At 68.8% G+C, this 17,722-nt stretch carries 21 protein-coding genes; 12 read left to right on the forward strand and 9 right to left on the reverse strand.

The window, feature by feature from the left end; translation table 11 throughout:
• The first annotated feature begins 47 nt into the window (after positions 1-47).
• The 5 genes from dpgA to ACZ1DY_RS08155 all read left to right on the forward strand — a co-directional run bounded on the left by dpgA (position 48) and on the right by ACZ1DY_RS08155 (position 5,066).
• Positions 48-1,148, forward strand: a complete 1,101-nt coding sequence (gene dpgA, locus ACZ1DY_RS08135; RefSeq protein WP_465484043.1) for a 3,5-dihydroxyphenylacetyl-CoA synthase DpgA — start codon at positions 48-50, stop codon at positions 1,146-1,148.
• Positions 1,142-1,804 (forward strand): enoyl-CoA-hydratase DpgB, encoded by a 663-nt coding sequence (dpgB, locus tag ACZ1DY_RS08140; protein ID WP_465484044.1) that lies wholly within the window; start codon positions 1,142-1,144, stop codon positions 1,802-1,804. Before dpgA ends, dpgB begins: the two co-directional genes overlap by 7 nt.
• Positions 1,801-3,018 (forward strand): (3,5-dihydroxyphenyl)acetyl-CoA 1,2-dioxygenase DpgC, encoded by a 1,218-nt coding sequence (dpgC, locus tag ACZ1DY_RS08145; protein ID WP_465484045.1) that lies wholly within the window; start codon positions 1,801-1,803, stop codon positions 3,016-3,018. The genes dpgB and dpgC overlap by 4 nt, the downstream gene beginning before the upstream one ends.
• A complete protein-coding gene (gene dpgD / locus ACZ1DY_RS08150) occupies positions 3,015-3,812 on the forward strand; it encodes an enoyl-CoA-hydratase DpgD (RefSeq protein WP_465484046.1) in 798 nt (265 codons plus the stop codon). Before dpgC ends, dpgD begins: the two co-directional genes overlap by 4 nt.
• Before the next feature lie 171 nt (positions 3,813-3,983).
• Positions 3,984-5,066, forward strand: coding sequence for a 3-deoxy-7-phosphoheptulonate synthase (locus ACZ1DY_RS08155; RefSeq protein WP_465484047.1), 1,083 nt, complete (start codon positions 3,984-3,986; stop codon positions 5,064-5,066).
• Positions 5,067-5,205: 139 nt separating this feature from the next.
• On the opposite strand, the gene ACZ1DY_RS08160 is transcribed toward ACZ1DY_RS08155, so the two are convergent.
• Positions 5,206-5,607, reverse strand: coding sequence for a winged helix-turn-helix transcriptional regulator (locus ACZ1DY_RS08160; RefSeq protein ID WP_257488740.1), 402 nt, complete (start codon positions 5,605-5,607; stop codon positions 5,206-5,208).
• Between the two features lie 28 nt (positions 5,608-5,635).
• On the opposite strand from ACZ1DY_RS08160, the gene ACZ1DY_RS08165 reads away from it, so the two are divergent.
• Positions 5,636-6,202, forward strand: coding sequence for a hypothetical protein (locus tag ACZ1DY_RS08165; RefSeq protein WP_225949953.1), 567 nt, complete (start codon positions 5,636-5,638; stop codon positions 6,200-6,202).
• 303 nt (positions 6,203-6,505) lie between these two features.
• On the opposite strand, the gene ACZ1DY_RS08170 is transcribed toward ACZ1DY_RS08165, so the two are convergent.
• Positions 6,506-7,387, reverse strand: a complete 882-nt coding sequence (locus ACZ1DY_RS08170) for an oxidoreductase (RefSeq protein WP_465484048.1) — start codon at positions 7,385-7,387, stop codon at positions 6,506-6,508.
• A gap of 88 nt (positions 7,388-7,475) precedes the next feature.
• Here ACZ1DY_RS08170 and ACZ1DY_RS08175 point away from each other — a divergent pair, with 88 nt between their 5' ends.
• The 4 genes from ACZ1DY_RS08175 (at position 7,476) to ACZ1DY_RS08190 (ending at position 10,416) form a co-directional block, all read left to right on the forward strand.
• Positions 7,476-8,123, forward strand: a complete 648-nt coding sequence (locus ACZ1DY_RS08175; RefSeq protein ID WP_126733848.1) for a response regulator transcription factor — start codon at positions 7,476-7,478, stop codon at positions 8,121-8,123.
• Positions 8,124-8,366: 243 nt separating this feature from the next.
• Positions 8,367-8,681: a hypothetical protein gene (locus tag ACZ1DY_RS08180; RefSeq protein ID WP_126733846.1), complete on the forward strand. Its 315-nt coding sequence runs from the start codon at positions 8,367-8,369 to the stop codon at positions 8,679-8,681.
• A 34-nt stretch (positions 8,682-8,715) separates the two neighbouring features.
• On the forward strand, positions 8,716-9,927 hold the full coding sequence (locus ACZ1DY_RS08185) for a peptidoglycan-binding protein (RefSeq protein ID WP_257488736.1): 1,212 nt from the start codon (positions 8,716-8,718) through the stop codon (positions 9,925-9,927).
• A 78-nt stretch (positions 9,928-10,005) separates the two neighbouring features.
• Positions 10,006-10,416 (forward strand): hypothetical protein, encoded by a 411-nt coding sequence (locus ACZ1DY_RS08190; protein WP_257488735.1) that lies wholly within the window; start codon positions 10,006-10,008, stop codon positions 10,414-10,416.
• A 6-nt stretch (positions 10,417-10,422) separates the two neighbouring features.
• Here the strand turns inward: ACZ1DY_RS08190 and ACZ1DY_RS08195 are convergent, their stop codons facing one another.
• Positions 10,423-11,409: a glycosyltransferase gene (locus tag ACZ1DY_RS08195; RefSeq protein ID WP_465484049.1), complete on the reverse strand. Its 987-nt coding sequence runs from the start codon at positions 11,407-11,409 to the stop codon at positions 10,423-10,425.
• A gap of 52 nt (positions 11,410-11,461) precedes the next feature.
• Positions 11,462-12,088 carry a TetR/AcrR family transcriptional regulator gene (locus ACZ1DY_RS08200; RefSeq protein ID WP_126737683.1) on the reverse strand — a complete coding sequence of 209 codons (627 nt, stop codon included), beginning with the start codon at positions 12,086-12,088 and terminating at the stop codon, positions 11,462-11,464.
• A 112-nt stretch (positions 12,089-12,200) separates the two neighbouring features.
• Here ACZ1DY_RS08200 and ACZ1DY_RS08205 point away from each other — a divergent pair, with 112 nt between their 5' ends.
• Positions 12,201-13,547, forward strand: coding sequence for a flavin monoamine oxidase family protein (locus tag ACZ1DY_RS08205; protein WP_465484050.1), 1,347 nt, complete (start codon positions 12,201-12,203; stop codon positions 13,545-13,547).
• 50 nt (positions 13,548-13,597) lie between these two features.
• On the opposite strand, the gene ACZ1DY_RS08210 is transcribed toward ACZ1DY_RS08205, so the two are convergent.
• Together ACZ1DY_RS08210 and ACZ1DY_RS08215 are read right to left on the reverse strand one after the other, a co-directional pair.
• Positions 13,598-14,413 (reverse strand): hypothetical protein, encoded by an 816-nt coding sequence (locus tag ACZ1DY_RS08210; RefSeq protein ID WP_465484051.1) that lies wholly within the window; start codon positions 14,411-14,413, stop codon positions 13,598-13,600.
• 191 nt (positions 14,414-14,604) lie between these two features.
• Positions 14,605-15,345: a hypothetical protein gene (locus ACZ1DY_RS08215; RefSeq protein ID WP_465484052.1), complete on the reverse strand. Its 741-nt coding sequence runs from the start codon at positions 15,343-15,345 to the stop codon at positions 14,605-14,607.
• A 160-nt stretch (positions 15,346-15,505) separates the two neighbouring features.
• Between ACZ1DY_RS08215 and ACZ1DY_RS08220 the strand changes: the two genes are divergently transcribed.
• Complete coding sequence (locus ACZ1DY_RS08220) at positions 15,506-15,943, forward strand: hypothetical protein (protein ID WP_465484053.1); 438 nt, start codon at positions 15,506-15,508, stop codon at positions 15,941-15,943.
• Between the two features lie 3 nt (positions 15,944-15,946).
• Here the strand turns inward: ACZ1DY_RS08220 and ACZ1DY_RS08225 are convergent, their stop codons facing one another.
• From ACZ1DY_RS08225 to ACZ1DY_RS08235, 3 genes are all read right to left on the reverse strand, one after another.
• Positions 15,947-16,504: a M23 family metallopeptidase gene (locus ACZ1DY_RS08225; protein ID WP_257488729.1), complete on the reverse strand. Its 558-nt coding sequence runs from the start codon at positions 16,502-16,504 to the stop codon at positions 15,947-15,949.
• A gap of 383 nt (positions 16,505-16,887) precedes the next feature.
• Positions 16,888-17,328 (reverse strand): hypothetical protein, encoded by a 441-nt coding sequence (locus ACZ1DY_RS08230; RefSeq protein ID WP_465484054.1) that lies wholly within the window; start codon positions 17,326-17,328, stop codon positions 16,888-16,890.
• Between the two features lie 105 nt (positions 17,329-17,433).
• Positions 17,434-17,715, reverse strand: coding sequence for a hypothetical protein (locus ACZ1DY_RS08235; RefSeq protein ID WP_192746216.1), 282 nt, complete (start codon positions 17,713-17,715; stop codon positions 17,434-17,436).
• Positions 17,716-17,722: the final 7 nt, after the last annotated feature.

Below are 17,722 nucleotides of genomic sequence, written 5' to 3' on the forward strand. Positions count from 1 at the left end.
AAGCAGCTGCTTCGGAGCAAGCTCAGAACATGGGGGTGGATGTACCGATGACTACCATCATCGAACCGGCCGAAGACCTTTCCGTCCTCACCGGACTCACCGAGATCACCCGGTTCGCCGGCGTGGGGACCGCGGTCTCCTCGGCGTCCTACTCGCAGACCGAACTTCTCGAAATCCTCGGCATCGAAGACCCGAAGATCCGCTCGGTCTTCCTGAACAGCGCCATCGAGCGGCGTTTCCTCACCCTGCCGCCGGAAGAGCGCGGCGGCGCCCGCGCGGCCGAACCGCAGGGCGATCTGCTCGACAAGCACAAGAAGATCGCCGTCGACATGGGTTGCCGTGCGCTCGAAGCCTGCCTGAAGTCGGCGGGGGCGACGCTTTCCGATCTGCGTCACCTGTGCTGTGTCACCTCGACCGGATTCCTCACCCCCGGCCTCAGCGCGCTGATCATCCGCGAGCTGGGCATCGACCCGCACTGCAGCCGGTCGGACATCGTGGGCATGGGCTGCAACGCCGGTCTCAACGCGCTCAACGTGGTCGCGGGCTGGTCCGCGGCGCACCCTGGCGAACTCGGCGTCGTCCTGTGCAGCGAGGCGTGCTCCGCCGCCTACGCCCTGGACGGCACGATGCGGACCGCGGTGGTCAACAGTCTTTTCGGCGACGGATCCGCGGCGCTCGCGCTCGTTTCCGGAGACGGGCGCGTGCCGGGTCCGCGCGTCCTGAAATTCGCCAGCTACATCATCACCGACGCGGTCGACGCGATGCGCTACGACTGGGACCGTGACCAGGACCGGTTCAGTTTCTTCCTCGACCCGCAGATTCCCTACGTGGTCGGGGCGCACGCCGAAATCGTCATCGACCGGCTCCTGTCCGGGACGGGTCTGCGCCGCAGCGACATCGGCCACTGGCTGGTGCATTCCGGCGGGAAGAAGGTGATCGACGCGGTCGTCGTCAACCTCGGCCTGAGCCGGTACGACGTCCGCCACACCACCGGGGTTCTCCGCGACTACGGGAACCTCTCCAGCGGCTCCTTCCTCTTCTCCTACGAGCGGCTCGCCGACGAAGACGTCGCCCGCCCGGGGGACTACGGCGTGCTCATGACCATGGGGCCTGGCTCCACAATCGAAATGGCGCTTATTCAATGGTGACGCGTAACGAGAACAATGGCGACCTGGTGCTGCGTTTCGACGGCTCCCGTCCGCTGTCCGCCGCGGCCGTCGAGGAGATCGCGGCGCTCTGCGATCGTGCCGAGGACCAGCGTGAGCCGGGGCCGGTGACCATCCACGTCACGGGTGCCCCGCCGGACGGCTGGGCGAAGGGACTCGCGGTCGGCCTGGTGTCCAAATGGGAGCGGGCCGTGCGCCGGTTCGAACGCCTCGGCAGGCTCACGGCCGTGGTGGCGTCGGGTGAATGCGCCGGGATGGCACTGGATCTCCTGCTCGCCGCCGACGTCCGGATCGCCGAGCCGGGTACCACGTTGCGGCTCGCCTTGGCGGGTGGCGGCACCTGGCCGGGGATGACCGTGTACCGGCTCACCAAACAGGCCGGCGCGGCGGGCATCCGGCGGGCGGTGCTGCTCGGCACCCCGATCGGGACGGACCGGGCGCTCGCCCTCGACCTGATCGACGAGGTGTCCGCCGACCCGGCCGCGGTCCTGCCCACAGTGGAGTCCGTGGTGGATGGCGCCGAGCTGGCGATCCGGCGCCAGCTGATCTTCGAGGCGGGCTCGACCGCCTTCGAGGAGGCACTCGGTTCCCATTTGGCCGCGGCGGACCGGGCCCTGCGGCGGGAAGCCAAGTCGTGACGACGGACAGCGCGCCAGGGCTCGATCTCCGGGCCCTGGCGGGCGAGGCCCACCGGGTCGACGACGAGATCCGGGCGGCGCGCACCGCCTTCGTCGAGGCGCACGCCGAAGAGATCTACGCCGAGCTGACCGACGGCCGGACGCGGTATCTGCGCCTCGACGAACTCGTCCGCGCCGCCGCGCTCGCCTTCCCCGGTCTGGTGCCGTCGGAGCAGCAGATGGCGGCCGAGCGGTCGCGTCCACAGGCCGAGAAGGAAGGGCGCGAGATCGACCAGGGCATCTTCCTGCGCGGGATCCTGCGCGCGCCGAAGGCCGGTCCTCATCTGCTCGACGCCATGCTCCGGCCCACCGCCAGGGCACAGCGGCTGCTGCCCGAATTCCTCGAGACCGGTGTGGTGGAGATGGAGGCCGTCCGGCTGGAACGCCGCGACGGCGTCGCGCACCTGACCCTGTGCCGCGACGACTGCCTGAACGCCGAGGACGCCCAGCAGGTCGACGACATGGAGACGGCGGTCGATCTGACGCTGCTCGATCCGTCCGTCCGGATGGGACTGGTGCGGGGCGGGGTGATGAGCCATCCCCGCTATCTGGGGCGCCGCGTGTTCTGCGCGGGGATCAACCTCAAGAAGCTCAGCGCCGGCGAGATCCCGCTCGTGGATTTCCTGCTTCGGCGGGAAACGGGCTATATCCAGAAGATCTTCCGGGGTCTGCTGACGGACGATTCCTGGCATTCCAGGTTCACCGACAAGCCGTGGATGGCGGCCGTCGATTCCTTCGCCATCGGCGGCGGGACCCAGCTGCTGCTGGTTTTCGACCACGTGCTGGCGGCGTCCGACGCGTATCTCAGCCTTCCGGCGGCGAAGGAGGGGATCATCCCCGGGGTCTCGAACTTCCGGCTTTCACGGATCGCCGGGCCCCGCGTGGCCCGGCAGGTGATCCTCGGTGGCCGCAAGCTGCGAGCGGACGAGCCGGACGCGCGGTCGATCGTCGACGAGGTCGTCGCGCCGGAGGAGCTGGACGCGGCGATCGACGGCGCGCTCGTCCGGCTCGACGGGGAAGCCGTGGTCGCCAACCGGCGCATGCTGAACCTGGCCGAGGAACCACCGGAAGAATTCCGCCGGTACATCGCGGAATTCGCGCTGCAGCAGGCTTTGCGCATCTACGGCGCGGACGTGATCGGCAAGGTGGACGGTTTCGCGGTGGGCTCGCGATGAGCGAAGGACCGGTGCGGTACGAGAAGAAGGACCACGTCGCGTACGTGACGATGGACCGGCCCGAAGCGCTGAACGCGATGAACCGGCGGATGCACGCGGAACTCGCCGGGATCTGGGACGACGTCGAAGCCGACGACGACGTCCGGGTGGTGGTCCTGACCGGCGCGGGGGATCGCGCGTTCTCGGTCGGGCAGGACCTCAAGGAACGCGCGCGGCTGACCGAGGAGGGTGTGGAGGCGTCGACGTTCGGCAGCAGCGGTCAGCCGGGCCATCCCCGGCTGACCGACCGGTTCACCCTGTCCAAACCGGTGGTCGGCCGGGTGCACGGCTACGCGCTGGGCGGCGGTTTCGAACTGGCGCTCGCGTGCGACATCGTCGTCGCCTCCGACGAGGCGGTCTTCGCGTTGCCGGAGGTCCGCCTCGGCCTGATCGCCGGGGCGGGCGGGGTGTTCCGGTTGCCGAGGCAGCTTCCGCTGAAGGTGGCGATGGGATATCTGCTGACCGGGCGCCGAATGGACGCGGCGACGGCACTTCACCACGGACTGGTCAACGAAGTCGTGCCGTTCGCGGAATTGGACCGGCGCGTCGCCGAATGGACGGACGATCTGGTGCGCGCGGCCCCGCTTTCGGTCCGCGCGATCAAGGAGGCCGCGCTGCGCTCGCTCGACCTCCCGCTCGAAGAGGCGTTCAAAACCTCGTACCCGTGGGAAGAACGGCGACGGACCAGTGTGGACGCGAGCGAAGGACCCCGTGCGTTCGCCGAGAAACGGGATCCGGTCTGGACCGGTCGCTGAATTCGGGTTGGACCGTTGTTCCGTGTGGCGAATGGTGGAAGATTCCGGGTAAGAGACTTTCTCGCTCGAACAACGCCGGGTTTGTTTCTTCGTTCACCCGAGACCGCCGGCCGGGCCGGAAATCCCGGCTTTCCCTTCGCCCGGTGCCGGCAGAAATCCTGGATATCTGTGATGACAACGCTCGCCACGGTCGAACTCGACAACCAGCGCATCGACCGGATGGTCCCGCTGGTCACGCCCGCCCTGCTGCACCATGAACTGCCGCTCGGCGCCAACGCGGCCGACACCGTGCGCCAGGGCAGGGAAAACGTCCTGCGCGTCCTCGACGGCACGGACGACCGGCTGCTCGTGATCGCCGGGCCCTGTTCCATCCACGATCCCGCGGCGGCACTCGAATACGCCGACCGCCTCGCCGCCCTCGCCGGCCGGTTCGCCGACGATCTCCTGGTCGTCATGCGCGTGTACTTCGAGAAGCCCCGCACGGTCGGTGGCTGGAAGGGGCTCATCAACGACCCGCACCTCGACGGCACCGGCGACGTCAACCGCGGCCTGCGCATCGCCAGGGACCTGCTCCTCGAACTCGCCGAGGGCGGCCTGCCCGCCGCGTGCGAATGGCTGGACACCACCATCCCGGCGTACCTCGCCGACACCGTCTCGTGGGGCGCGATCGGCGCCCGCACGGTGGAAAGCCAGAACCACCGCATGCTGGCCAGCGGGCTGTCCATGCCGGTCGGTTTCAAGAACCGCCGCGACGGCGATGTCACCGTCGCCGTCGACGCCATCCGTGCCGCCGAAGCGCGCCACGTCGTCCCCGGCGTCGATCCCAGCGGCCTGCCCGCGATCCTGCACACGGTCGGCAATCCGGACTGTCATCTCGTGCTGCGCGGCGGCAACAGCGCGCCCAACCACAACCCGGCGTCCGTCCGCGCGGCGCTGACCACCCTGCAGAACGCGGGACTGCCCCGGCGGGTGGTGATCGACGCCAGCCACGACAACAGCCGCAAGGACCATCTGCGCCAGGCCGTCGTCGCCGGCCAGATCGCCGAACAGATCAAGAACGGTCAGCGCGGCATCGTCGGCGTCATGCTCGAATCCAACCTGAAGGCGGGCCGCCAGGACCTCCACCCCGACCGCCCGCTCACCTACGGCCAGTCCATCACGGACGCCTGCATCGACCTCGCCGCCACCAAGGAGGTCCTGCGGACCCTCGCCACCGCGACCTCCGCCCGTCGCTCCGGCGTGCGCGCCCTCTGATCACGCGAGTTACGCCCCCAAACACGCGAGTTACGTCTCCAATCACGCGAGATGCGCGTCTGATCACGCGTGCCGTCCGTCTGATCACGTGAGGCGTCCGTCTGGTCACGTGTGTCGTCCGTCTGGTCACGCGTGTGCGCTATCCGATCGACTCGGCGCAGCCCATCGCGGTGTTCGGCGCGGCGTCGCCCCGGGTGCGTTCGAGATGCGCCTCGCCCCAGACCCGGACGCCCTCGACCACGGGCAGGACCGTGACCCCGTAAGCAGTGAGCCGGTAGATGACGCGCGCCGGGACCGGCCCGGTCGCCACGCGTTCGACGAGTCCGTCGGCCTCGAGTTCGCGCAACTGCTCGGCCAGGACCTTGGGGGTGATGGGGGCGCCCCGGCGGCGGAGGCCGGCGAAATGGGTCTCGCCGTGAGCGAGCCAGTACAACAGGGTCAGCTTCCATTTCCCGCCGATCGCGGCGAACGCCGCGGCCATCGGACAGCCGGGCAGCGGGTTGGGACGCGGAAGGTTACCCGCAGGTGCCTTCTTGTCCATGGTCGTCCTCCGCTCGGATAGTCGGACCATGACCGTGCCATACAAACGAATCCTGACGGTGGGCCTTTCGGCCCTGATGCTGATCGCCTCGGCGGCGTCGGGCGCCGCGTCGACGTCGGGCACCGATCCCCAGCGGGCTTTCGACTGGGAGATCGGCACCTGGCGTTCCACGGTGCGGGTGCTCGCCGAGCCGCTTTCGGAATCCGCGGACCAGTGGCTCCAGTTCGCGGGCACCAGCACCGTCCGCCCGCTCATGGACCGGCGGGCGAACGCCCTCGAATTCGAGGTCTCGGGTCCCGACGGGCGCATCGACGCGCTCAACCTGCGGCTGTACGAACCGCAGGCGGGCCGGTGGAGCCTGACCTTCGTCAACATGCGGGACGGCCTGCTCACCCCATCTGTCCACGGCGGGTTCCGCGACGGTGTCGGTGAGTTCCACGGCGACGACCAGCTCGGCGGCCGTCCGATCAAGGTGCGCTTCCTCGTCTTCCGGCACGGCCCGGACGAGGCGCGTTTCGAGCAGGCGTTCTCGGCCGACGGCGGGACGACCTGGGAGACGAACTGGGTCGCCGTGGATCACCGGATCCGCCGCTGACGGCCTGGGCGAAGGGGACTTTCACCGCATCGGATGCAGCGAAGGTCCCCTTCGCAACAGCTGGCACTTCGCCTGCCCCTCCGGACCGACCGATTGATTCATGCCATACGCAAGGTCTCGCGAGGAGGTAAACCGGACCGCGTCCATCACTGTGTGGATTTTGGGGCGTTCGATGACCCGAAATCCACACGGTCCGGCGAGACCGTCCCAGTCACGACCAATTCGGGAGAGGGTGTGTGGAAATAGGGACACTCAACGTCCCTATTTCCACACACCCCCACCCACACCACTCCCGACCCGTCGCTAGCCGACACCGTCGAGCAATGCCAGCTCCTCCTCGCTCAACCGGATGCCGCCCGCCGCGACGTTCTCCTCCAGATGCCGGGGGTCGCCGGTCCCAGGGATGGCGAGCACGTGCGCGCCGCGGTGCAGGGTCCAGGCGAGCCGGATCTGCGCCGGGGTCGCGTCGTGTGCCGCGGCGACCTTCGCGACCTCGGCCTCCCCCGGAACGGCGTCGGGCGCGGCGGCGCCGGGAAGCGAAGTGGTGACGGCGAAGAACGGCACGAACGCGATGCCGTGTTCGCCGCACAGGTCGAGCAGCGCGTCGTCCTCCCGGTCGGCCAGGCCGTAGCGGTTCTGCACGCAGACCACCGGAGCGATCGTCAGGGCCTCGGTCAGCTGGTCCGCCACGACGTTGGAGACACCCAGATGGCGGATCAAGCCTGCCTCGCGCAATTCCGCCAGCGCGCCGAAATGTTCCGCCACCGAGCCCGGCTCCTTGCCCATCGCGGCGCCCCAGCGCAGATTGACGACGTCGAGGTGGTCGAGGCCGAGCTGCCGGATGTTCTCCTCCACCTGGCCGCGGAGCTGATCCGGGCGCGCGAAGGAGAATTCGCCGTCGCGGTCGCGGCCCGCGCCGACCTTCGTGGTGATCACGAGGCCTTCGGGGTAGGGCTGGAGCGCGGTGGCGATCAGTTCGTTCGCCGAGCGCGTGGGCGTGAAGTAGAACGAAGCGGTGTCGATGTGGTCGACGCCGAGTTCGATCGCGCGGCGCAGGACGGCGATCGCGCTTTCGCGGCTCTTGGGCTTCTCGTCCCACGGCATCCCGGTCAGCCGCATCGCGCCGAGGCCGATCCGGTTGACGGTGAGGTCCCCGAGCCGCCAGGTTTCGTGAAAGTTCGTCATGACCACCAGCGTCGTGACGAGGCCTTCCGTAGTCAGAAAATGGCAACAACCTGCCACCGGGTCGCGCGGTTGAGGCAGTATCGATGTCATGCGGACGAGTGATGCGGTCACGGTCGTACGCGGCGAGGAAGAGCTGTTCCGCCGGGTCGGGCACCTGTTCTCGACCGTGACCGACATGGCGTGCGCGGCCAACGACCTCGCGACCTGGGTCGCCGCCCACGGAGCGGGCGAGATCGCCGAGCGCCGGGCGGGCGAGGTCCGGATCCGCAAGATCTACCGGGCCGGTCTGCTGCTCGACCCGGGAGCCGCGCAGGAGCTCGCGAGGGTCCGCGACCGGCATGGAGCCCAGGTCCGCATTTCCACCGAGGACGTCAACGAGACGATCGTGATGGACGGCAGGCTCGTCATCCTGGCGGGGGACCTCGTCGCCGGGCAGCGCGGCTACAGCGTCATCACCCAGCCCGAAACCGTGCAGGGCGTGATGTCGCTGTTCGAGGCGACCTGGCGGGCGGCGACCGATCTCGCCGTCTTCGACGCGCGGGTGTCCGAGATCCGGCGGCTCGCGCCCGCGGTGCTGGACCTGCTCGGCAGCGGCGTCAAGGACGAAGCCGCCGCCCGGAGCCTCGGCCTCGGCGTGCGGACCTACCGGCGCCGGGTGGCCGAGCTGATGGCCGCACTCGGCGCCGAGTCCCGCTTCCAAGCCGGCGTCCGGGCGCGCGAGCTGGGCTTGGTCTAGCCCCCCGACCGGGTGAGCTTCGGCTGCTGGAGGCAGGTGCCGAGAGGGTAAGATCTCTGCGCCGAGGATGCCGGTGAAATCTTCCGGGAACCAACGCGCCGCCGGATGCGTCGGTGTACACGAACGGCGTCGACGCGTTTCGGGAAACGGCGCGCACACGTGGGTGTGAACTCATAGGGTGCGCGGGTAGACATCGTGGGTCAGGCAAGCACGCGCGCAGGCGCCGGACTGGAGGGATCATTCATGACTCGCCGATTCGATCCAGAGCAGATCGCCGCACTGGCCAAGAAGGTCGGCGGGCTCAAGGACGGCTACACCGGCACGGGCAAGGACCTGGGCGACGGCGATCCCGGAGGCGCGTTCGGCGACCTGAAGAACGCGGCCAGCACGGGGACCACGATGAAGGGTTTCCACCGCGGCGTGAACGCCGAACTGGCGGCCGCCGCGAAGCTCGTCGACGCCGCGTCGAACGCGCTGGCCAACGCCGCGCAGCGGATGCGGAACGACGAAGCCGCGGGTGTCGACACCCTCCGCGGCAACGGTCGCGAGCGGGACTGATCGGACTGAAGACGGGAATCAGGGGGATTTACCGATGACCACCGCGGAGCGGAATCCGAGCACGCTCGACGACCCGTCGCACGACCGCCCGAAGTCGCTGGACGCCATCGACAAACACGCCCAGCAGACGCAGAAGCTCAACTCGGGCGCGGTCAACGACCAGGCCAGGAAGGTCGGCGGAGCCGCCACCAGGGCCAACGACCTCGGAGACGATCTCAAGGTCTTCCGCGACGACGTCCTGCGCCACTGGGAGGGCAAGGACGCCGACGCCGTCGCCGACCACCTCGAAAAGCTCGGCAAGGCCAGCTACAAGGTGAGCGACAAGGCCGAGGCGGCCAAGAACATCCTCCAGCGGGTGTCCGAGATCCTCGACGAGGTCAAGAAGAAGGTCGCACAGCTCGCCCAGGAAGCCAACGACAAGGACGCGGACAACCGCAAGCTGATCGACTCGGCTCGCCGCCGGAAGAACAGTTCCGAGGACGACAACGAGATCGCCGCCGCCGCGTCGGACATCGAGCGGCTCCGGCAGCTCAACGAAAAAGACTCGAACAGCAAGAAGGACGAGATCGAGAAGGCGCTCGACGACGCCGAGAAGCAGATCGACGATCTCCTCAAGCCGCTCGGCCTGGAGATCGAGGGCGGTTTCATCGAGCTCATCCCCGCCGACGACGGCCAGACCACGGCGTCGAGCGTCAACGCGAAGCCGGTCAACTCCAACCTCAGCAGCACACCCAGCTACGGCGGGGGAGACGGCGGCGGTGGTGGAGGCGGCGGCGGTGGCGGTGGCGGCCCCGCCGGGGTGCCCGGCGACGGCAGGCCCGCGAAGCCGATCGACGCCCGGGGCGACAACCCGGCGAAGATCGCCGAGCAGTTCCTCGGCCGCAACGCCGGCGACCTCAAGGGCAGCGGCGAGCTGCCCGCCATGCAGTCGTGGGTGCCGAACAACGTCAACTGCGCGAACTTCGTCTCCGGCTGTCTCGAGGCGGCGGGCCTGATCGACAAGGGGCAGGCCAGTGCCTCGGTCGCGGGCCTGACGGCCAACCTCGAAGCGGACGGCTGGAAGTCGGTGCCGCTCTCCGAAGCGAAACCCGGCGACGTGGTGATCTCGAACAACGGCGGGCACGTCGTGTTGTACGCGGGCGATGGCCAGTTCATCGGCTCGAACAACGTCAACCCCGACGGTTCGCAGAGGATCAGCATGGGCGGCGGTGGCGGCCTCGTGAAGATCCTCACCCCGCCGACCTGATCCGACAGACCGCCAGAGCAGCACCGGGCAGGCTGACGCGTTCGCTCGCGTCGCCGCCCGCCAGTGGGAGGTAGCTCGATGTACACCCCGTCCGCACGACCCGTCCCGGTGTCGCTGAACCCCGGCGACCCGGTCCGGGAGGCGGTACTCCAGGCCGCCACCGCCCGGCTCGACCAGGAATTCGGTGATCGGGTCCAGGTCGCCGTGGAACAGCTCGACCGGCTCGGCCCCTGGGTGTTCCTGCAGGGGACGATGCGCGGCACTGAACCCGGTCGCTCGTACTACGCAGGCACCATCTACGAGAACAAGCGGGCCGACGGCGTCATGTCCGACGTCTACGTCGCCCTGCTCAAGAAGAGGAGCGAGACGGGCGTCGACGACGACCCGCGGTCCTGGCGGGTGGCCAACTGCGCCATCGGCCCGACCGACGTCGCCTGGCTGACGTGGCCGGACGAGCACGAGGTGCCGCAGGAGCTCTTCGGCTTCTGAGCCGCTTTACGAGACCCAGTCCGGCAGGGCGCGGGCGATTTCGGCGGGGGAGGGCATCCGGGCGATCTCCCCGGCGATCGCCCTGGCCGCGTCGCGATGGTCGTTCCGCCCCAGCAGGTTCCCGACGTGTGCGGCGACGGCTTCCGCGCTCGGTTCGCCGGGGTGAAGACTCAGCGCGGCGCCCGCCGCGCACAGGGCTTCGGCGTTGGTGAACTGGTCGGCCCCCTGCGGGAGGACCAGTTGCGGGACGCCGGCGGAGAGCGCGCCGAGTGTGGTGCCGCTGCCGCCGTGGTGCACGACCACGTCGGCGTGCGGCAGCAGCTCGGCTTGCGGGATCCACTCCCGCACCGTCACGTTGCCCGGCACGGCGCCGAGTTCCTCCGGCCGGACCCGGCCCGAGGCGACGACCACATCCGCGCCGAGCGGAGCCAGCCCGCGGATCACCGTGCCGAGGAGTTCCGGCGTGCCGAAGGCGGTGCCGAGCGTCAGATAGATCAGCGGGCGAGCGGACTTTTCGACGCGCCACCGTGGTGTCGCCGGTTCGGAATAGGGCATGGGACGCAGCGCGACGCGTTCGGCCGTCGCGAGGAAGTTCTTGTCCTGCAAGGACTGTGGGCAGACGTCGAGATGCGGCCGGTCGGGCCTCGTCGGCGGTTCGAGCCCGATCCCGTCGGGGAACATGCGGCCGAATCCGTGCCAGAGACCGGGGATCCCGGCGCGCTCGGCGGCGATGGCCACCCCGGGCTGCCCCCATTCGTGCACGACGAGGTCGGGCCGTAGCCGGGCTAGATCCGCTTCGACATCCTCGGCGTAGATCTCGTAGAACGCGTCCGCCGGGCGAAAGGGCCTGAGACCGTTCTGCAGCAGCGGCGGGTGGACGTTCTCTCCGGCGGCGAAATGCACCTCGTGCCCGGCGTCCCTGGCGGCGATCGCGAGCGGGATCAGCGGATACGTATGACCGACCGAGGCGAGGCTGGCGAAGAGGATCCGCATACGCACCAGTTTCATTCAGATGTTCAACCCAGATGTTGACGTCATCTGAATGCTAGCGCGGATTCCTGGGGCGCGCCGCGACGGGCTGCGGATCCGCCAGCAGCACGATCATGTCCAGCGCTCGTTCGAGGTCGCCGTGGGCGCGCACGGGGTCCGGATTGGCCACGTACTGCAGGATCAGGCCGTCGACCGAGGCCAGTGCCAGTCGTCCCAGCGTGTCGAATCCGACGGCGCAACGTTCGCCGGCGGCGATGGCGGCCTGTTCGCAAAGCCTGGTCACGAGCGAGATGTAGGCCTCGTACTGGGATCGGGCGAGGTCTGGCGCCTCGCTCCGGAGCGAGTAGCTGGAGAGCTCGTACTGCATGATCTGCAAGCCGACGTCGCCCTCGACGAGTTTGTCCCAGAACGTCGTCATGCCCGTCCGGAGCGCGTGCTCGAAGCCCCTGTCCGGGTCGAGGCCGCTGCGCAGCGCGTCGGAGATGTCCTCGACGACCGTGCCGATGACCGCGCGCAACAGCTGGTCCTTGCTCGGGAAGACGTAGTGCAGGGTGCCCAGCGAGATCCCCGCCTCGGCGGCCACCGAGCGGAGCGTGGTCCCGGGTACGCCGATCCTGCTGAGCACCCGGATCGCCGCGGTGACGATCTGCCCCTCGCGTTCCGCCGCCTTCACGTAGGCCATCCGGCTTCTCCTTCGTCGGTCGTGTCCGAGTTTCGCATATCGGCCCTTGTGCGGGGTGGACGCCTGTCCTACTTTAAGTCGGACAACCGACCGACAAATTGGGGAGTCTGCCGTGCGCACTGTCGATGTCGTGGTGATCGGAGCGGGCCTCGCCGGGTTGACGGCCGCTCGCGAGCTGACCGGCGCGGGCCGCACGGTCGCCGTGCTGGAGGCGCGGGACCGGGTGGCGGGCCGCAACCTCGGCCACGAACTGGTCAACGGGGTTCCGGTCGAGATGGGCGGTCAGTGGATCGGCCGGACGCAGACCGAGGTCCTGAAGCTGGTCGCCGAACTCGGCCTCGAGACGTTTCCGACCTACGACGACGGGGCGGCGGTGACGGTCTACAACGGCAGGCGCACCACCTACACCGACGTGACCTTCGGGCTGTCCGACCAGGCGCTGCTCGAAGTCGGCCGGATGAAGTTCGAACTCGAGGCGTTGGCGGACACCGTGTCGCTCGCCTCGCCGTGGACGTCAGCCGCGGAGCTGGACCGCAAGACCCTGGACGAATGGCTTCGCGCCGCCACGAGCGACGCCGAGGCCCTCGCGTTCTGGGGAGCCGTCGTCCCCGCGGTGTTCTCCGCGGAGCCGGCGGAGATGTCGTTGCTGCACTTCCTGTTCTACGTCAAATCCGCGGGGTCGCTGGACGTCCTCGTCGCCACCACCGGCGGTGCGCAGGAGCTGCGCGTCGTGGGCGGCACCCACCTGATCTCCGAGCGGCTCGCCGAACGACTGGGTGACGTCGTCACGCTCGGGGCGCCGGTTCGCGGTATCGCCCACCACGCGGACGGGATCGAGGTGCGCCACGACGGCGGGCGGATCGCCGCCCAGCGGGTGATCGTGGCGATCCCGCCCACCCTGGCGGGACGGCTGCACTACGAACCGCCGCTCCCGGCGGCGCGCGACGGGCTGACCCAGCAGATCCCGATGGGCAGCGTGATCAAGGTGCAGGTGGCCTACCCGGCGCCGTTCTGGCGCGACGCAGGGCTCAACGGCTTCGCGTTCAACCTGGACGACCCGCTCTGCGTCACCCTGGACAACTCGCCGCCGGACGGCTCCTGCGGCGTGCTCGTCGGATTCTTCGAGGGCGCCCACGCCCGCGAAGCCGCCCGTCTGTCGCCCCGGGAACGCCGCGAGGCCGCGGTGGCCACGCTGGTGAACCAGTTCGGGCCGGAAGCGGCGGAACCGATCGATTACGCCGAACAGAACTGGATGGAGGAGGAGTACACGCGGGGCTGTTACGGCGGCCGCCTCGGCGCGGGCGTGTGGACCCAGTACGGCGCCGCCCTGGCCGAACCGGTCGGGCGCATCCATTGGGCGGGCGCGGAGACCTCCGACATCTGGAACGGCTACATGGACGGCGCCGTCCGTTCCGGGCATCGCGCCGCGGCCGAAGTTCTCGCTCACCTGGAGGGGTGAACGCCGAAACCGGCGGCCGGGTGAAGTCCCGGCCGCCGGTTTTCCCGGTGTCAGGGGCGGTAGATCTCCTTGACCGTGGTGATCTGGTCCGCACCGTTCACGCTGATCCGCGCGAGCACCGGGTTGCCGTCACGCAACTGCTGGATCAGCCGGTCCTTGCCGCACGGCAGGTCGCCGTAGCCCTCGTCGTCGACGGTGACCGATTCGCCGGGGCACAGGGTGGCCGCGCTGAACACCTCCGCGCCGGACCGCAGCGGAAGCCGGTACGTCTTGCCGCCGGACTGGTCGGCCATCAGCTGGAAGCGCACCATTCGCAGATTGGCGTCGTATCCGGTGAACTGCACATCCTGCGTGGTGTTCGGGAATTTGCGGTTCTGTTCGCCGCCCGCGCGCCTCGTCTCCAATTGCAGGGAGCTGTTCGGCACGCCGCAGACCACCTCGGTGCCGGATTCCGTCAGACGGGCACAGGTCCATTTGCCCTGAACGTCGAGCACTCGTTCGCCGGGGCCTTCGGCCTGCGGCAGTTTCTCGTAATACTCGGTGATCACGTTGTACGCCTCGGTGCAGCCCGGTGTGGTGCCGTCGGTCGCGGCCACCGCGATCAGATCCATTCGCGGCCGCCCGGGGGCGCCGACCTGGCCACCGTGCTTGCTGCAGTTGACATCGCCGTTGGTCGACTCGGCGCCGGAACCTCCGGCGGCCGCCCCCTGGCCGCCACCCGCCTGCGCCTGTTCGACGGCCGCGTTCTTCACCGGAGAACCATTTCCCGCGACATTGTTCCCGCCGCACGCGGAAAGGAGTGCGGTGGCGGCGAACGCGCCGCCCACAATGGCGGTTTTGATCGTCTTCTTCGCGGTGAATTTCATTTCAGCGCCCCTCTCGCATCCGTTGTTCGAAGCTTTGTCCGGAAGACGCCGGAAGCGGAATGGGGTTGCTTCGAAAGGCCCGTGCGGCGCAGAGGTGCCCGAAGGTCCGGACCGCCGTGTCCGCGAGGGCACGACCTCGGTTTGTGACGCAACCTCCCCGGCATGGGCCGCCGGGGAGGTCGCGAAGGCGGTTACGGGATGACGCGGTTGCGCAGGTTGTTCGGGTACGGGCCTTCACCGTGGATGTTCAGCTCGTTGCCCACCTCGAAGCTGTAATACGGGTGCGAGCTGAAATAGCTGTCCAGATTGGTGCCGCCGAAGCAGATCAGGTCCGCGCCACCGGCCGCCCTCGGCCCGTTGCACAGGCTGAGCGTCGGGTACCGGAAGGAATCCACCGGCCGGAAACCGGCACCGCCGGGGCCGGGAACGGGCAGATGCCCGATCAGCCCGCCGGGGTCACCCGGCCAGTTCGACTCGACGGGCTGCCGCCGCCCGTCCGCGAACAGCACGCCCTGGATGTTCCGTCCGGGTGGTTCGGTTTCCAGCACCGTGCCCGCGACGAGGGCGCCGAGACTGAAACCGACGATGTAGACCTTCGTTTCGAGGTCGCAGCCATAGGTGACATAGAGGTTGTAAAGCGCCGTCCGGAGATTGGCGACCCCCGCGTCGACGTCGGCGTACAGATTCACGTCCCCGGCGCCGTTCGGATACGGAATGCGCACCGGGTCGGCGCCGCCGGGTGCGAACGCCCGGTCCAGGAGTTTCTGCGCTCCGCCGTCCTGGTAACCCGGTACGACGAACATGACGGGCCCGCACGGTCCGTCCGGCCGTGCGGGCGCCGCCTGCGCCGCGCCTGCTCCGGCGATGGCGCCCGCCAGGGTGACGACGGACAGGACGGCGGTCGCGAGCAGACGTGCTCCGGTTCTTTTCATCGGTTTCTCCCCACTGTCGGGTTTGCCCGCCGAACGCTAATGAGCGCCGATGAAATACCGATGAAATGCGGGGAATTACGGCCGCCGTACCCACTTTCGGGTGAAATCGCCGTTATGGCCTCAAGTTCGCCGCCGTCGACCGTGAGGTAGTTTTCCCGGTATGACGAAAAGGCGTGGGATTTCGCTGCTCGCACTGGTCGCGTGCCTGGCCATCGGGGGTTGTGGTGGTGATCCGCCGCCGCCCGCCCCGGCGGCAGCGGGATCGAGCCAGCCGGCGACCGGGACCCCGGCGGCAGCGGGTTCGGCGTCGGCTTACCCGATGCCGGCGGGCTGGCCGTCGCCCGAGTTCCCGTTGCCGCCGGGTGGTACCGCGTCCGGTCCCCGGGCGACCGACACCGTGGTGTCGTTCCGGATCTCCGGCGTGGACACCGAGACCGCGAAGAGTTTCTACGCGGAGTCGTTGCCAGGTCTCGGTTATGCCGACACCCACAACGCGAACCTCGCCATCGTCCGCTACGAGGGGAACGGGCTGAAGATCCTGGTGCAGGACGAACAGAGCGGCTCGGCGCGCGTCACCATCACGAAGACGGCGGACTGACTGTCAGGCCCTGGTGTTGACGCTGACGGGCCTGGAACCGGTGCGCGGGACGCCGCCCTGGAGGGTGGAGGAGATGCCGACGCGGGTGGAGCAGTTGATGACCTGGTAGTGCAGGTGATAGTCGGTGGACGCCCCGGTGGTGCCGGACCAGCCGACGACCCGGCCCTGCGGGACCCAGGTACCCGCGTTGTAAAGGGCCCGGTTCAGGTGCGCGTAGTGCGTGCAAGTGCCGTTGGAGTGCCGGATGATCACCTCGATACCGTTCTGCCAGTACGGCGACCAGTCCGAGACGAGGATCTGGCCGCCCTGCGCGGCGGAAACCTCGTAGTTGGCCGGAAGTGCGAAATCCCAGGCGTATTCGTTGTAGGGGCCGGTGTGGGAGAAGGTTCCTTCGGGTCCCTGGGAGACGGTGTAGGCCTCGCCTGCCGGGAACGGCAGTTCGTAGTAGTAGTTCGCGGCCGAAGCCGTGCCCGAGCCGGTGATCGAGAGACCGGCCGCCATCAGTACGGCGGCCGCGATCGTGCCGAGCCGGCGCGGTAATGCCCTTCCGGTGATGCCCATGGCGTCCTCGCTTTCCGAGTGATCAAGGCCCTGTCGTCGGCAGGGTGTCCCTGACTAAACAGGCAGGCCACGGCTCGGACAATGGTGCGTTCAGGGCTTGCGCGAAGGCGGCGAAAGGGTTATCGAGAGGTCGACTGCCGAGCAGGTCTCAGTGGTGCGACCGGATAGTCCATAAAGGACGCTCAGCCGCCGCGGGTCCGGTTTGACTCTGGTTCGTTCGTGGCCCACGTCGGGGTTGCGTGTTGCGAAAGCCACTTTCGCAACCTTCAACGTTGCGAAAGTGGCTTTCGCAACACATCACTCACGTTCCATCCCGCTGGGCAGGCGTGCGCGATGACGGTCCGGCGGTGTCCTCTTAAGACGGACGTTGCCCGCCGATCACGTCACCGGCGCCCGGCGTTCAGGATGACGAGGAACTGGCCTCCGCCCGGCTCGACGCCCGCGGTCACCGGCAATCCCGGTACCAGGCGGGAAAACCGGTCTTCGAGCCACTCCGCGGCCTCTTTGGCGTCTCGCTCCGTCGGGCAGTGGGCGACCAGTTCGCGGCCTCCCTTGCGCTCCAGCCTTCCGGCGACGGTGATCAGCGGCGCGGGGTCGGCCACGTGCAGGCGGTCCGGCCAGGCGATGACCACCTTGACCGCACCCTTGCGCGTGTTGCACCCGCGATGCGCGAGCCGCTCGGGGATCTTGGCCTTTCGGTCGGCGGTCCGGCTGTCCACGCTCGGCCCGCGCGGGTCGTTCACCGACATGTCCGGGTCGACCGGTTCGTCGCACACCCAGCAGCGCCAGCCGTCGCGCTCGGCCACGTCATCGAGAAGACTCATCCGGCCAACCTAGCCTGCGCGATCCGCGCGTTCGCCGGGGCGCGGGTGTCGCGAAAGCCACTTTCGGGACATCAGATGTCCCGAAAGTGGCTTTCGCGGCGCCGCCTACTTCGTGCAGTGGATCCCGGCTTCACCCCGGTACATCACGAAGCTGATCTTCACCGAGTACAGGTGGATGGTCACGCACTGGTCGGGCGTGTACCCGTAGACGGAGGCGTGATCGTAGGCCTGCTGCAACGCCGTCCGCTTGGCCGAGGCCGACGTCTTCTCCACGGTGGTCCCGAGGAACGCCCTGGTCTCCGCGGCGCTCGCCACCCCTGGCGCGAGTGTCATGAGTCCCGCGAGGGCCACGGCGGCCCCCGTCGCGCGGGCGATCGTCCTGTTCATGCTTTCC

It is taken from the genome of Amycolatopsis sp. PSD-21 (assembly GCF_055561455.1).